This is a genomic window from Novosphingobium sp., from assembly GCF_040398825.1.
In the GTDB taxonomy this organism is placed as follows: domain Bacteria; phylum Pseudomonadota; class Alphaproteobacteria; order Sphingomonadales; family Sphingomonadaceae; genus Novosphingobium.
The window spans coordinates 113,264-126,146 of record NZ_JBBATI010000003.1 but is presented as its reverse complement, the minus strand read 5'-3'; the positions used below and the strand labels follow the sequence as shown (position 1 = coordinate 126,146).

10 protein-coding genes are annotated in these 12,883 nt (G+C 65.2%); 8 read left to right on the top strand and 2 right to left on the bottom strand.

Going from position 1 to position 12,883, the window contains the following annotated elements; translation table 11 throughout:
- Positions 1 to 271: 271 nt before the first annotated feature.
- The 6 genes from ahpF to ABWP89_RS02920 all read left to right on the top strand — a co-directional run bounded on the left by ahpF (position 272) and on the right by ABWP89_RS02920 (position 6,759).
- Positions 272 to 1,837 (top strand): alkyl hydroperoxide reductase subunit F, encoded by a 1,566-nt coding sequence (gene ahpF / locus ABWP89_RS02945; protein WP_353227200.1) that lies wholly within the window; start codon positions 272 to 274, stop codon positions 1,835 to 1,837.
- 117 nt (positions 1,838 to 1,954) lie between these two features.
- Complete coding sequence (locus tag ABWP89_RS02940; protein WP_353227092.1) at positions 1,955 to 3,412, top strand: helicase HerA domain-containing protein; 1,458 nt, start codon at positions 1,955 to 1,957, stop codon at positions 3,410 to 3,412.
- 65 nt (positions 3,413 to 3,477) lie between these two features.
- The gene (locus ABWP89_RS02935) at positions 3,478 to 3,876 is read left to right on the top strand and encodes a c-type cytochrome (protein WP_353227090.1); all 399 of its coding nucleotides are present in this window, start codon (positions 3,478 to 3,480) and stop codon (positions 3,874 to 3,876) included.
- A 176-nt stretch (positions 3,877 to 4,052) separates the two neighbouring features.
- Positions 4,053 to 5,360, top strand: coding sequence for a sugar MFS transporter (locus tag ABWP89_RS02930; protein ID WP_353227088.1), 1,308 nt, complete (start codon positions 4,053 to 4,055; stop codon positions 5,358 to 5,360).
- 63 nt (positions 5,361 to 5,423) lie between these two features.
- Entirely contained in the window at positions 5,424 to 5,876 is a 453-nt protein-coding gene (locus tag ABWP89_RS02925; protein WP_353227086.1) for an RrF2 family transcriptional regulator, read from the top strand.
- Positions 5,877 to 5,952: 76 nt separating this feature from the next.
- The gene (locus ABWP89_RS02920; RefSeq protein WP_353227084.1) at positions 5,953 to 6,759 is read left to right on the top strand and encodes an outer membrane protein assembly factor BamD; all 807 of its coding nucleotides are present in this window, start codon (positions 5,953 to 5,955) and stop codon (positions 6,757 to 6,759) included.
- Positions 6,760 to 6,804: 45 nt separating this feature from the next.
- Here the strand turns inward: ABWP89_RS02920 and ABWP89_RS02915 are convergent, their stop codons facing one another.
- On the bottom strand, positions 6,805 to 7,887 hold the full coding sequence (locus tag ABWP89_RS02915; protein ID WP_353227082.1) for a glycosyltransferase family 4 protein: 1,083 nt from the start codon (positions 7,885 to 7,887) through the stop codon (positions 6,805 to 6,807).
- The gene (locus ABWP89_RS02910) at positions 7,884 to 8,840 is read right to left on the bottom strand and encodes a UDP-2,3-diacylglucosamine diphosphatase (protein WP_353227080.1); all 957 of its coding nucleotides are present in this window, start codon (positions 8,838 to 8,840) and stop codon (positions 7,884 to 7,886) included. The genes ABWP89_RS02915 and ABWP89_RS02910 overlap by 4 nt, the downstream gene beginning before the upstream one ends.
- A gap of 263 nt (positions 8,841 to 9,103) precedes the next feature.
- Here ABWP89_RS02910 and recN point away from each other — a divergent pair, with 263 nt between their 5' ends.
- Complete coding sequence (gene recN, locus ABWP89_RS02905; protein WP_353227078.1) at positions 9,104 to 10,768, top strand: DNA repair protein RecN; 1,665 nt, start codon at positions 9,104 to 9,106, stop codon at positions 10,766 to 10,768.
- 17 nt (positions 10,769 to 10,785) lie between these two features.
- Positions 10,786 to 12,882 carry an NAD-dependent DNA ligase LigA gene (gene ligA / locus ABWP89_RS02900; protein ID WP_502915217.1) on the top strand — a complete coding sequence of 699 codons (2,097 nt, stop codon included), beginning with the start codon at positions 10,786 to 10,788 and terminating at the stop codon, positions 12,880 to 12,882.
- Position 12,883: the final 1 nt, after the last annotated feature.

The following is a 12,883-nucleotide window of genomic DNA, read 5'->3' as shown; positions in this document are numbered from 1 at the left end:
ATAACCATCTGAATTGATACCACGTTTGCCCGGCCGGTCCGCATCCCCCCCAATGCGCGGACCGGCCGGGCCGGCCGGACGGCGGCGCTAAGCCCTTCGCGTCGCCGTCCGCCAACTTTGCCAATGACTTTTGCCTGTTTGACGCTGCGCACGGGGTGACCGTTGCGTCGGCTTGACTGCCGTTGCGCGCTTGCGCTCCTGTTCCCCATGCTCTGTTCCCCATGCTCTGTTCCCCATGCCCGCCCCCCGTCCGAGAGTAACGCCCATGTCCATGCTCGATGCTGCCACCACCGCCCAGTTGAAGGCGTACCTCGCCAACTTGCGCCGGCCGATCGAACTGGTCGCCAGCCTGGGCAGCGATGCCAAATCGGCCGACACGCGCGCGCTGGTCGAAGAAGTGGCGGTGTTGTCCGACAAGATCACCGCCCGGTTTGATGGCACCGATGCGCGCCGTCCCAGCTTTGCCATCCGCGCCGATTTCGACGATGCGGGTCAGCCACGGTCCGAAGCGGTGTTTGCCGGGCTGCCAATGGGGCACGAATTCACCTCGCTGATCCTGGCGCTGCTGCACGTGGGTGGACACCCGCCCAAGGAAGACGCGGAATTGCTGGACCAGGTGCGCGCGCTGGATGGCCCGCTGCATTTCGAAACGTTCTTTTCGCTGACCTGCCAGAACTGCCCGGATGTGGTGCAGGCGCTTAACATGATTGCTGCGCTCAACCCCAATGCCAGCCATGTCGCGATCGATGGCGCGCTGTTTCAGGACGAAGTGGAGCGCCGCCAGATCATGGCCGTGCCGGCGGTGTTCCTGAACGGTGAACCGTTTGGGCAGGGCCGTATGGACCTCGCGCAGATTGTCGCCAAACTCGATACCGGGTCGGTTGCCCGCAATGCTGAAAAGATTGCGGCCAAGGAACCGTTTGACGTGCTGGTGGTCGGTGGCGGACCCGCAGGCGCGGCGGCGGCAATCTATGCCGCGCGCAAGGGCATTCGCACCGGTGTGGTGGCTGAACGCTTTGGCGGGCAGGTGCTGGACACCATGGGCATCGAAAATTTCATTTCGGTGTCGCATACCGAAGGGCCAAAGCTGGTCGCGCAGCTGGAACAGCACGTCAGGGATTACGAAGTTGACGTGATGAACCTGCAGCGCGCAGTGGGCTTTCGCGCCGCCAATGGCGACGGTCTGGCCACGGTCGAGCTGGAAAATGGCGCCAGCCTGCGCGCAAAAACCGTGATCCTGTCGACCGGCGCGCGCTGGCGCCAGATCGGCGTGCCGGGCGAAGACGAATACCGCAACCGCGGTGTTGCCTATTGCCCGCATTGCGATGGCCCGTTGTACAAGGGCAAGCGCGTCGCGGTGATCGGTGGCGGCAATTCGGGGGTAGAGGCCGCGATCGACCTTGCCGGGATTGTCGCGCACGTGACGCTGATCGAATATGACAGCATCCTGCGCGCCGATGCGGTGTTGCAGAAAAAGCTGCGCAGCCTGCCCAATGTCACCATCCACGTATCGGCAATGACCACCCTGGTGGAGGGCGACGGCAACAAGGTGACCGGCCTGGTCTATCGCAACCGCGACACCGGCGAAGACCACACCGTGCCGCTGGAAGGCATCTTTGTGCAGATCGGTCTGGTGCCCAACACCGAATGGCTGAAAGGCGCAGTCGCGCTGACCAACCGCGGCGAAATCGAAATCGACGCGCGCGGCGAAACCAGCGTCGAAGGCGTGTTTGCGGCCGGCGATGCCACCACCGTGCCGTACAAGCAGATCGTGATCGCCATGGGTGAGGGCAGCAAGGCGGCATTGTCCGCGTTCGATTACCTGATCCGGCATTGATTTCGGGTTCCCTGACGGGAACACAGGCCGCGCGCCCTGCGCGCACTCCAACAAACCCCGTGGATACTCCGGGGCAGGGGGCTTGTCCCGCTGCCCCGGCACGGTAAAGCCGCGCCGGTGAGCGCAGCCATTGTCATCGGGGCCGACCCTTCGGGCGCGCCGGTGCGGATCGATATCGAAGAACTGCTGGCGACCCGCCTGCTGGTGCAGGGCAATTCCGGGTCTGGCAAATCGCATCTGCTGCGCCGCCTGCTCGAACAAAGCGCGCACCTGGTGCAACAGGTAGTGATCGATCCCGAAGGCGACTTTGTCACGCTGGCGGACCGGTTCGGCCATGTCGTGGTTGATGGTGCGGCCTATGATCCCGCCGAAATCGCGCGGGTGGCGGCGCGCATCCGCAGCCATCGCGCCTCGGTCGTGCTGGCGCTCGACGGCTTGGAGCTGGAGGCGCAGATGCGTTGTGCGGCGGTGTTTTTGAACGCCATGTTCGATGCCCCGCGCGATCAATGGTACCCCGCGCTGGTGGTGGTGGATGAAGCGCAGATCTTTGCCCCCGCCGCGGCCGGCGATGTGTCTGACGATGTGCGCCGGTTGTCGCTGGCAGCGATGACCAACCTGATGTGCCGCGGGCGCAAACGCGGGCTGGCCGGGGTGATCGCCACGCAACGCCTGGCCAAACTGGCCAAGAACGTCGCGGCCGAGGCATCCAATTTCCTGATGGGGCGCACGTTCCTGGATATCGACATGGCGCGCGCGGCCGATCTGCTGGGCATGGAGCGCCGCGCAGCAGAGGCGATCCGCGATCTGGCGCGCGGGCATTTCCTGGGGCTGGGCCCGGCGATTGCGCGGCGGCCGGTGGCGGTGCGGATTGCCGATGTTGAAACCGTGGCGCGCAACGTGATCCAGGGCCTGATGCCGCTGCCCGACATGGCCGGCGGCGCGATGGAGGATCTGGTGCTGGCCACCACCGCCGAACCGCCCGTGCGGATGGCCCCGGCCGAACCACCGCCGCCCCCGGTTGCGGCGCTGATCGAACAGATCGGTGAAAGCCAGCCGCTGGCCGAACAGGTCACACCGCCCGCCGAGCCCAGCCTGTTCGCGGCCGAAGAGGATGCCGCCGCGATCGCGCTGATCATGGCCGACATCGCGGCCGAACCGGGTTGTACGTTTCAGGCCCCGGCGCAGCTCTACCAGGATTTCACCGTGCGCTGTCGCATGGCGCGGATCACCCCTGGCACCATCGATCTTCCGGCGTTTCGGCGCCGCTTTGCCATGGCGGTGGCCGGGATCGCCGATCCTGCCGTGGCACAATGGCAGCCCGTGCTGGCGCTGGCCGCCGATGTGCCCGACGATGTGCTCGCCCCGTTTCTGGTGCTGGCGGTGGCGGCCAGCGAGGGCGCGGCCTGCCCTGATGATGAACAACTGGCCACGGTATACGGTACACAGTCAGCAGGGCGCATCCGCCGCCTGCTCGACCACCTGGAAAAACAGGGGCTGATCGTGGTGCGCACCGATTATGGCGGGCGGCGGTCGATCGGCATTCCCGCGCTGGGGCGTTTTACCCAGCCAGGCTGATCATTCAGCGCGCGCTAAGCCGCGCGCAGCCATATATGGTGCCAATGCTGATGGGAGTATCTGTCATGAACCGCGCCGCCCGGATATTGAGCCTTGTTGCCGCCAGTATGCTGTGCGCGGCTACGGCCCTTGCCACGACCACTGCACAGCCGACGGGCGGTGATGCCGATCACGGCAAGACTGTCTATGCCCGCTGCGCCGCCTGCCATGATCTCAACACCGGTAAAACCGTGCTCGGCCCATCGATGAAGGGGATTGTGGGGCGCAAGGCGGGGGCGATGCCCGGGTTTGCCTATTCCCCGGCGCTGCAGGCCAGCGCGGTGGTATGGACCCCGGCCAGTCTGGATGCCTATATCGCCGCGCCGACACGGTTTGTGCCCGGCACAAACATGGCGTTTGCCGGCCTGCCCGATGCGCGCGACCGCGCCGACCTGATCGCCTTTCTGCAACAGGCTGCGCGCTGAACAGTGCCGGTGCGTTGACAAGCGGGGCCTGCCCGGTCCAGACCCGGAACCGGCAATCCCGTGGCGCAGAACCCATACGTATGCGGCTGGACTTCGCCGATGCGCGCGCGCAAGCGGAGCGTTGAGAACGTTCAAAACCGTCCGGCGCAACGACGTCACGATCAAAGAGGATACCTATGGCACTCGCGCCTTCTGCTGCCAGCCTTGCCCCTGATTCTGCCGACAATGATGGCGGGATGCACATCGATGCGCCCGAACTGCGGCTGTTTGTCATGGCGCTGTTCTTTATCTTTGGCGGGATCACATCGCTCAACGATGTGATCATCCCCAAGCTGAAGGAACTGTTCACGCTGAATTACATGCAGGCGATGCTGATCCAGACCGCGTTTTTTGCGGCCTATGCGATCATCGGCATCCCTGGCGCGGCGATTGTCAAACGCGTCGGCTATATGCGCGGCGCGGCGATCGGATTGTTGACGATGATGGCGGGATGCCTGCTGTTCATCCCGGCATCGGGTACGGCCACGTTCGGGCTATTTCTGCTGGCGCTGTTCGTACTCGCCAGCGGCGTGACGATCGTGCAGGTGGTCGCCAACCCGCTGATTTCGCTGCTGGGGCCGGCAAAGACCGCGGGCAGCCGGCTGACCTTTGCACAGGCGTTCAATTCGCTGGGCACCACCATTTTCCCGATTGTCGGATCGATCGTCATGCTGGGCTCTCTGGCCAAGGTGAAGGCGAGCGATCTGTCGGGCGCCGCGCTCGATGCCTATCGCAGTGCGGAAACGGTGGCGGTGGTCCATTCCTATCTGGGGCTGGCGGTTGCGCTGGCGATCGTGGCGGGCGTGGTCTGGGCCAATCGCAACCGGCTGAAGGGTGAACACCACGACCATGGCGCGGTGCTGAAAAGTTTTGACCTGCTGTTGCGCCCGCGGTTCGGGTTTGGCGCGCTGTGCATCTTTTTGTACGTTGGTGCAGAGGTCGCGATCGGGTCGTTGATCGTCAACTATATGCGCCAGCCGCATGTGCTGGGGCTGAGCGAGCTCAGCGCGGGCGCGCTTATCCCGCTCTATTGGGGCGGGGCGCTGATCGGCCGGTTCATCGGTTCGGCGGTGATGCGCACTATCGATCCGGCCAAAGTGCTGGCGTTCAACGCGGTCGGCGCGCTGCTGCTGATCGTGATCACCACACAGACCGGCGGGCATCTGGCCGCTGGCAGCCTGCTGGCGATCGGACTGATGAATTCGATCATGTTCCCGACGATCTTTACCCTGGCCTGCGAAGGGCTGGGTGAACGCGCGGCCGATGGTTCGGGGGTGATCTGCATGGCGATTGTCGGCGGTGCGGTAATCCCGCCGCTGACCGGAACGCTGGCCGATCTGACCGGCGGCAATCTGGAAATCGCGCTGATCCTGCCCGCCGTGTGCTATCTGGTGATCGCCAGCTTTGGTGTTTATGCGCGCCAGCGCGTGGCACTGCACACCTGACGCCCGGTTATCGGCCAGCCTGCGTGCGTTGACAATGGCGCGCGGGCTGGCCACATTCGCTGCATGCTATCGCAGAAGACACGGTATACCATTCGCGCGCTGCAACATCTGGCCGATACGTTCGGCCAGGGTTCGGTGCGGCTTGATACCATTGCCGAGGCGCAGAAGATTCCGCGCAAGTTTCTGACCGTGATCCTGTCGGAAATGGCGCGCGAAGGGATCGTGGTTTCGCATCGCGGGCGCGACGGCGGTTACGAGCTGGCCTTGCCCCCGGTCGATATCCGCTATGGCGATATCATCCGCCTGTCGCGCGGCAGCCTGGCGCTGGTGCCGTGCGCCAGCCGCAATGCCTATGAAACATGTGCCAATTGCCTGCCAGAGGCGGAGTGCCGGTTGCGCGGGCTGATGCTGAAACTGCGCGACGAAACCGCCGCCATGCTCGATCGCATCACGCTGGCCGATGCCATCGCGGTCGAAGCGCCGTTCGACCTGCTGGATGAAGCCCTGCATGTCTGATGATGGGTTGCGCATAAATTGATCGCCCCCCAGAACATGGCTTGGCGATCGCCGGGTCGCTGGCTATAGCACCGGCATGATGCTGAAAGCCCTTGGCCGCCACCCGCTGCGCGCGCCCGTCCTTGCCCTTGCCGCCTTGTCAATCGGCCTTGCCGGTTGTGGCGGTGGCGGCAAGCCCAAGAAGGACGTGGCCTACGTCGCGCGCGATGTCGACACGTTGTATATCACCGCCAAACAGCGGCTGGATGCGGGCGATTCCAAACAGGCCGCGGCGCTGTTTGACGAAGTCGAACGCCAGCACCCCTATTCGCCCTGGGCGCGCCGCGCGCAGCTGATGGGCGCGTTCAGCTATTACGTCGCACGCGACTATGCCAAATCGGTGCAGGCGGCGCAGCGCTTCCTGTCGGTGCATCCTGGCAACAAGGATGCGCCTTATGCCTATTACCTGGTCGCGCTGTGCTATTATGAACAGATCAGCGACGTCCGCCGCGACCAAAAGGATACCAAGCAGGCGCTGGACGCGCTGACCGAGGTCATCCGCCGCTATCCGGCCACGCAATACGCCACCGATGCCAAGCTGAAGCTGGACCTGGTCAACGACCACCTGGCTGGCAAGGAAATGGAAATCGGCCGGTTTTACGAACACAGCGGCAAATTTCTGGCCGGGACGATCCGGTTTCGCAACGTGGTCGACAAATACCAGGCCACCAGCCATGTGCCCGAGGCGCTGTACCGCCTGGTGGAAAGCTATCTTGCGCTCGGCATTCCCGAGGAAGCCCAAAAAGCGGCCGCCGTGCTGGGCAACAATTACCCCGGCAGCGAATGGTACGAACGCTCCTTCAAGCTGATGAACAAGAAGGCGCCCGGTACCAAGGCGATCTGACCGAAACGCGGGCGGGGTCCCCTGACGGCACCCCGCCATGCTCCGTCAGGCGAGTGCTGGTTCGGCGGCCTGTTGCGCCGTGGTCCGCCGCTGCAATGCCTCGCTGATGGCGTTGACGAACTGGTCGGTGGCGCGATCCCACGAATAGCCCGCACCATAGACCGCCGCACCCAGGCGATCGCAGCGTAGCGCGCGCGCAATCGCCTGGGCCAGATCATCGTGCAACGCGCCGACCTGCATCGGCATCAGGCCGACCGGGCCACGACCGTCGGGGCCGACAATGTCGATCGGTCCGGCCACCGGATAGGCGGCAACCGGCACGCCGCAGGCCAGTGCCTCGATCATCACCAGACCAAAGGTATCGGTGCGGCTGGGAAACACGAACACATCCGCCGCGCAATAGGCCGATGCCAGCGCTTCGCCTGCCAGCGCGCCCAGAAACACCGCCTGCGGATAGCGCGCGCGCAGCGCGGCCAGATCGGGCCCGTCGCCCACCACCACTTTGGTCCCGGGTACGTCGGCATCCAGAAATGCGGTCAGGTTCTTTTCTACCGCGACGCGCCCCACGTTCAGCATGACCGGCCGGGGCAAATCGCGCAGCGCGGGATGGGGGGCGTGCAGCGGATGGAACAGCGTATCATCAATCCCGCGCGACCATGGGCGGGTGTGTGCGATGCCATGCCCGGCCAATTCGGCGGCCAGTGTTGGCGTCGACACCAGCACCGCCTCACTCGATGCGTGAAAGCGCTGCATCAGCGGCCAGAAATGTGATGGTGACAGACCCGTGCGCACCGCGGCATAATCGGGAAAGCGGGTGTGAAAGGCGCTGGTGAACGGCACGCCGTTATCCTTGCACCAGCCCCGCGCGCTCCACCCGATCGGGCCTTCGGTGGCGATATGCACGATATCGGGGGCAAACGCGCGCAAAGTGCGCCGCGTGCCAAACCGAGGCACCATCGCCAGCCGGATTTCGCTGTAGCCGGGCAGGCCAAAGGTGAAAAACTGCGACGGGGTGACCAGTTCCACTTCGTAGCCGCGTCGCGTCAGGCGATCGACCGTGGTTGACAGCGTGCGGACCACACCGTTGACTTGCGGATGCCAGGCATCCGTGCAGATTGCCAGTCTCATGCCTGTTCCTTTGCGCGTCCAGTGCGGGCAGCGGCCGGGGCCGGTTCGGCGGGTTGGTTGGCGATCACGGTCGGCGCGACGGTGACCGACGCTTGCGCGGCGGCGATTTCGGCAGGCCAGTCGATGATCGACATCACGCCCTGCGCATCCTCGACCAGCGCGGTGCAGCTTTCGACCCAATCACCATCATTGTAATACGTGACATCGCCGATCTGGCGGATTTCAGCGCAATGGATGTGGCCACAGACCACGCCGTCGACGCCCATGTCGCGCGCGGCATGCGCCACTGCCTCTTCAAAATCGCAGATGAATTGCACCGCGTTTTTCACGCGCTTTTTCATGTACGCCGACAGCGACCAGTAGGGCAGGCGGAAATGCCGGCGGATGACGTTGACCCAGCGGTTGGTCTTCAGCAGCACTTCGTAGGCCTGGTCGCCCAGAAATGCGAGCCAGCGGGCATAGAGCACCACCCCGTCGAACCCGTCGCCGTGCGTGACCAGCAATTGCCGGCCATCGGCGGTGACATGGATCGCATCGAGCGCCAGTTCCACCCCGCCAAAGCTCATCCCGGCATAGGGCCGCAGCATTTCATCGTGGTTGCCCGCGATCAGCACCACGCGGGTGCCGCGATGTGCCATTTTCAGCACACGGCGCACCACTTCGTTGTGTTCATCGGGCCAGTACCAGCCGCGTGACAGGCGCCAGCCATCGACGATGTCGCCCACCAGATACAGTGTTTCGCATTCGATCGAAGACAGGAAATCCAGCAGCAGCGTGGCGTTGCAGCCGCGCGTGCCCAGATGGATGTCGGAAATCCACACCGTGCGCAATTTGCGCTTGGGCCGAAATCCGCGCGGTTCGGGCAGGTCGAGCCAAGCCGGAACCGAGGTGGCGAGATCCTTCGCCGAAGGAAGGGCTTTTTTGATATCCTTCAGCAGTGCGCGCTGTGCCATCGAGGTATCCTTTACGGGCCGTTTGCGTCCTGCCTCGACTCACTGTCACAATCACGTTTCGTTCGCATGTCACAGTGTAACATCACCGCAACACTTGCGCCTGGCACGGGCGTTGCGCGGCGGCACCCGGTGCGGGCCGTGGCAGGCTGAACCGGCCAGTGACCATTTCCCGGGGGGATAACCCCGCGTCTGGCGGGTTTGATCGACTAACACGCGCCATGATGGGATGACGGCGCGGCTGGCGCGGGCTATGCGGGTCACCGATGCTGACCACTCTTGCCATCCGAAATGTCGTGCTGATCGAGGCGCTCGATCTGGTGTTTCACGCCGGGCTGGGCGTACTGACCGGTGAAACCGGCGCGGGCAAATCGATCCTGCTCGATTCGCTGGGGCTGGTGCTGGGCGATCGCGCCGATGCCGGGCTGGTGCGCGCGGGCACCGATCAGGCCAGTGTGACCGCCACCTTTGAATTTGACCGCCTGCCCGACACGATCCGCGCCGCGCTGGTTGAGGCGGAGATCGACATCGAACCGGGCGAGCCCCTGATCATCAAGCGCCGGCTGCGCGCTGATGGCGGCAGCCGCGCGTTTATCAACGATCAACCGGTGGGTGTGGCGCTGCTGCGTGATCTGTCGCGCGCGCTGGTCGAATTGCACGGGCAGCATGATGATCGCGGGCTGGTCAACGCGCGCGGCCATCGCGCGCTGGTCGACCGCTATGCCCATGCCGATGTATCGGCCGTGGCCGAAGCGTGGCAACGCTGGAGCCGCGCCGATCGCCTGTTGGCCGAGGCGCGCGCCGCCGCCACCACCGCGCGTGAGGATGAAGCGCTGATGCGCGCGTTTGTCGATGAACTGACCGCGCTGGCGGCAGAGATTGGCGAAGAGGCCGAATTGGCCCAGCAACGCGCGGCGATGCAAAAAGGCGAACGCCTGTCGGCCGATCTGGTCGCGCTGCAATCGCTGTGGGAGGGTTCGGATTCGGCGCTGACCCTGTTGCGCAGCGCAGGGCGGCGGCTGGACCGGATTGCCGGTGAACATCCGCTGCTGGCCGAAGCACTGGCATCGATCGACCGCGCGGTGATCGAGGCAGGAGAGGCGGAGGACAAGATTGCCGCCGCGATCGACGCGCTGGCGCACGATCCGCTGTTGCTGGACCGTATCGAAACGCGTTTGTTCGAATTGCGCGCGGCGGCCCGCAAGCATGGCTGTGCGGCAGATGCCTTGCCCGCCAAACTGGCCGAAATGCGCGCCGCGCTCGAAGGCATTGAAAGCGGCGATGCGCGGCTGGTCACGCTGGAACGCGAAAGCCACGAAGCGGGCCTCGATTACCAGGCCAAGGCGGAAACACTGTCGGTCCTGCGCGCAGAGGCGGCGCGGCGGCTGGACACCGCGGTGGCGCAGGAACTGGCCCCGCTCAAGCTCGATTCGGCTCGGTTTCGCACTGCGGTGGTGCGGCTGCCAGAGGACCGCTGGGGCCCGCAGGGCGTGGATGCGGTGGAATTTCTGATCGCCACCAACCCCGGCGCGCCGTTTGCGCCGCTGGGCAAGATCGCCTCTGGCGGGGAACTGTCGCGGTTCATTCTTGCGCTGAAGGTCGCGCTGGCCGAACAGGGCGGCGCGGCCACGGTGATCTTTGACGAAATCGACCGGGGCGTGGGCGGCGCGGTGGCCAGCGCGATTGGCGAACGGCTGGCGCGGCTGGCCGCACAGGGGCAGTTGCTGGCGGTCACGCACAGCCCGCAGGTGGCGGCGCGCGGCGCGCTGCACTACCTGATTGCCAAATCGAGCGAAGGCACGGTCACGCGCACTTCGGTGGCGCTGCTCGACACGGCTGGCCGGCAGGAGGAAATCGCACGCATGCTGTCGGGCGCCGAAATCACCCCCGAGGCGCGCGCGCAGGCCGATCGCCTGCTCGAACAGGCGTAAGCGGGAGAGGCTGAGCGATGATGGGCGCAGGTTTGCAATCTGAGGCAGAGGCCGCCAACGAACTGATGCGGCTGGCGCGGCAGATTGCGCATCATGATCATCTGTATCATACGCTCGACACGCCCGAGATCGACGATGCCGCCTATGATGCGCTGGTGCGCCGCAATGCGGAGATTGAGGCGGCGTTTCCGCAGTTGATCCGCGCCGACAGCCCCAGCCGCAAGGTGGGGCACGACATCGCCGCCACGCCCTTGGCCAAAGTGCGCCACGACGTGCGGATGATGAGCCTGGACAACGCGTTTACCGATGAGGAAGTGGCCGAATTTGTCGCCCGCGTGCGGCGCTTTCTGGCGCTGCCGGCAGAGGCCGAACTGGTGATGACCGCCGAAGACAAGATCGACGGGCTATCGTGTTCATTGCGCTATGAACAGGGCCGGCTGGTGCGCGCGGCCACGCGCGGTGATGGCCAGGTCGGCGAAGATGTGACCGCCAATGTCGCGCATATCGCCGATATTCCGCAGGTGCTGACCGGCCAGGTGCCTGAATTGTTCGAGATCCGGGGCGAAGTCTATATGGCCCGCGCCGACTTTGCCGCGCTCAACGCCGCGCAGGCAGAACGCGATGAAAAGCTGTTCGCGAACCCGCGCAACGCCGCGGCCGGGTCGTTGCGGCAAAAGGACGCGAGTGTTACCGCCAGCCGGCCCTTGCGCTTTCTGGCGCATGGCTGGGGCGCGCACAGTGCCTTGCCCGCGGCGACGCAATTTGGCGTGATGCAGGAAATTGCCCGGTGGGGCGTGCCGGTTTCGCCGCTGCTGGTGCAGTGCGACAGTACCGAGGCGATGGTTGCGCATTATCGCGGCATTCAGGCGCGCCGGCCCGATCTGGGCTATGACATTGACGGCGTGGTCTATAAGGTCGACCGGCTCGATTGGCAGGACCGGCTGGGCTTTGTGGCCAAGGCGCCGCGCTGGGGCATGGCGCACAAATTTCCCGCCGAACGCGCGGTGACAGTGGTCGAAGCTATCGACGTGCAGGTTGGCCGCACCGGCAAACTGACCCCGGTCGGCCGGCTGGCGCCGGTGCTGGTCGGCGGGGTGACGGTCACCAACGTTACGCTGCACAACCGCGATGAAATTGCGCGGCTGGGCGTGCGCGTGGGTGACCGCGTGGTGTTGCAGCGCGCTGGCGACGTCATCCCGCAAGTGGTCGAAAACCTTACCCGCGATGAACCCGGCGACGCCTATGCCTTTCCCGACCATTGCCCCGAATGCGGGTCAGAGGCGGTGGCCGAGGCGGGCGAGGTGGATGTGCGCTGCACCGGCGGGCTGGTCTGTCCGGCGCAGCGCACCGAACGGTTGCGCCATTTCGTCAGCCGCGCAGGCCTCGATATCGAAGGGCTGGGCGAAAAAACCATCGGCGAATTTTTTGCCCTGGGCTGGCTGGAAAGCCCGGCCGACATCTTTCGCCTGAAAGCGCGGCGGTCGGACATCATCGGGCGTGAAGGGTGGAAGGACAAATCGGTCGACAACCTGCTGGCCGCGATCGAGGCGCGCCGCGCCCCCGATGCGGCGCGGCTGCTGTTTGCGCTGGGCATCCGCCATGTCGGGCAGGTCACCGCGCGCGATCTGCTGAAACGCTTTGCCACGCTGCCCGCGCTGCGCGATGTGGCCACGCGCGCCCATGGCAGCGCCAGTGAGGAGGGTGAGGGCAAGGATGGTGATGCAGAGGCGCGCGCCGAATTGCTGGCGATCGATGGTGTCGGCCCGGTGGTGGTGGAGGCGCTGGGCGAATTCTTTCACGAAGCACACAACCGCGCGGTGTGGGACGATTTGCTGGGAGAGGTTACGCCACCGGTCTATGTGGTCGAAACCCGCGCCAGCGCGGTGGCGGGCAAGACCGTGGTGTTCACCGGCAAGCTGGAAACCATGAGCCGTGATGAGGCGAAGGCCCAGGCCGAGGCGCTGGGTGCGCGCAGCGCGGGATCGGTTTCGGCCAAGACCGACCTGGTGGTGGCCGGGCCAGGTGCGGGGTCAAAGCTGAAACAGGCGGCGGCGCTGGGCATCGACGTGATCGATGAGGCCGCGTGGGCCGAAATCGTGCGCAACGCAGGCTAAG

What these genes read in the sequence shown, in the direction of transcription:
- ABWP89_RS02920 (WP_353227084.1), top strand. Translation starts at nt 5,953, where the DNA reads ATGATGCTGAAAGCCCTTGGCCGCCACCCGCTGCGCGCGCCCGTCCTT.
- ABWP89_RS02910 (WP_353227080.1), bottom strand. Translation starts at nt 8,840, where the DNA reads ATGGCACAGCGCGCACTGCTGAAGGATATCAAAAAAGCCCTTCCTTCG.
- ABWP89_RS02930 (WP_353227088.1), top strand. Translation starts at nt 4,053, where the DNA reads ATGGCACTCGCGCCTTCTGCTGCCAGCCTTGCCCCTGATTCTGCCGAC.
- ligA (WP_502915217.1), top strand. Translation starts at nt 10,786, where the DNA reads ATGATGGGCGCAGGTTTGCAATCTGAGGCAGAGGCCGCCAACGAACTG.
- ahpF (WP_353227200.1), top strand. Translation starts at nt 272, where the DNA reads ATGCTCGATGCTGCCACCACCGCCCAGTTGAAGGCGTACCTCGCCAAC.
- ABWP89_RS02925 (WP_353227086.1), top strand. Translation starts at nt 5,424, where the DNA reads ATGCTATCGCAGAAGACACGGTATACCATTCGCGCGCTGCAACATCTG.
- recN (WP_353227078.1), top strand. Translation starts at nt 9,104, where the DNA reads ATGCTGACCACTCTTGCCATCCGAAATGTCGTGCTGATCGAGGCGCTC.
- ABWP89_RS02915 (WP_353227082.1), bottom strand. Translation starts at nt 7,887, where the DNA reads ATGAGACTGGCAATCTGCACGGATGCCTGGCATCCGCAAGTCAACGGT.
- ABWP89_RS02935 (WP_353227090.1), top strand. Translation starts at nt 3,478, where the DNA reads ATGAACCGCGCCGCCCGGATATTGAGCCTTGTTGCCGCCAGTATGCTG.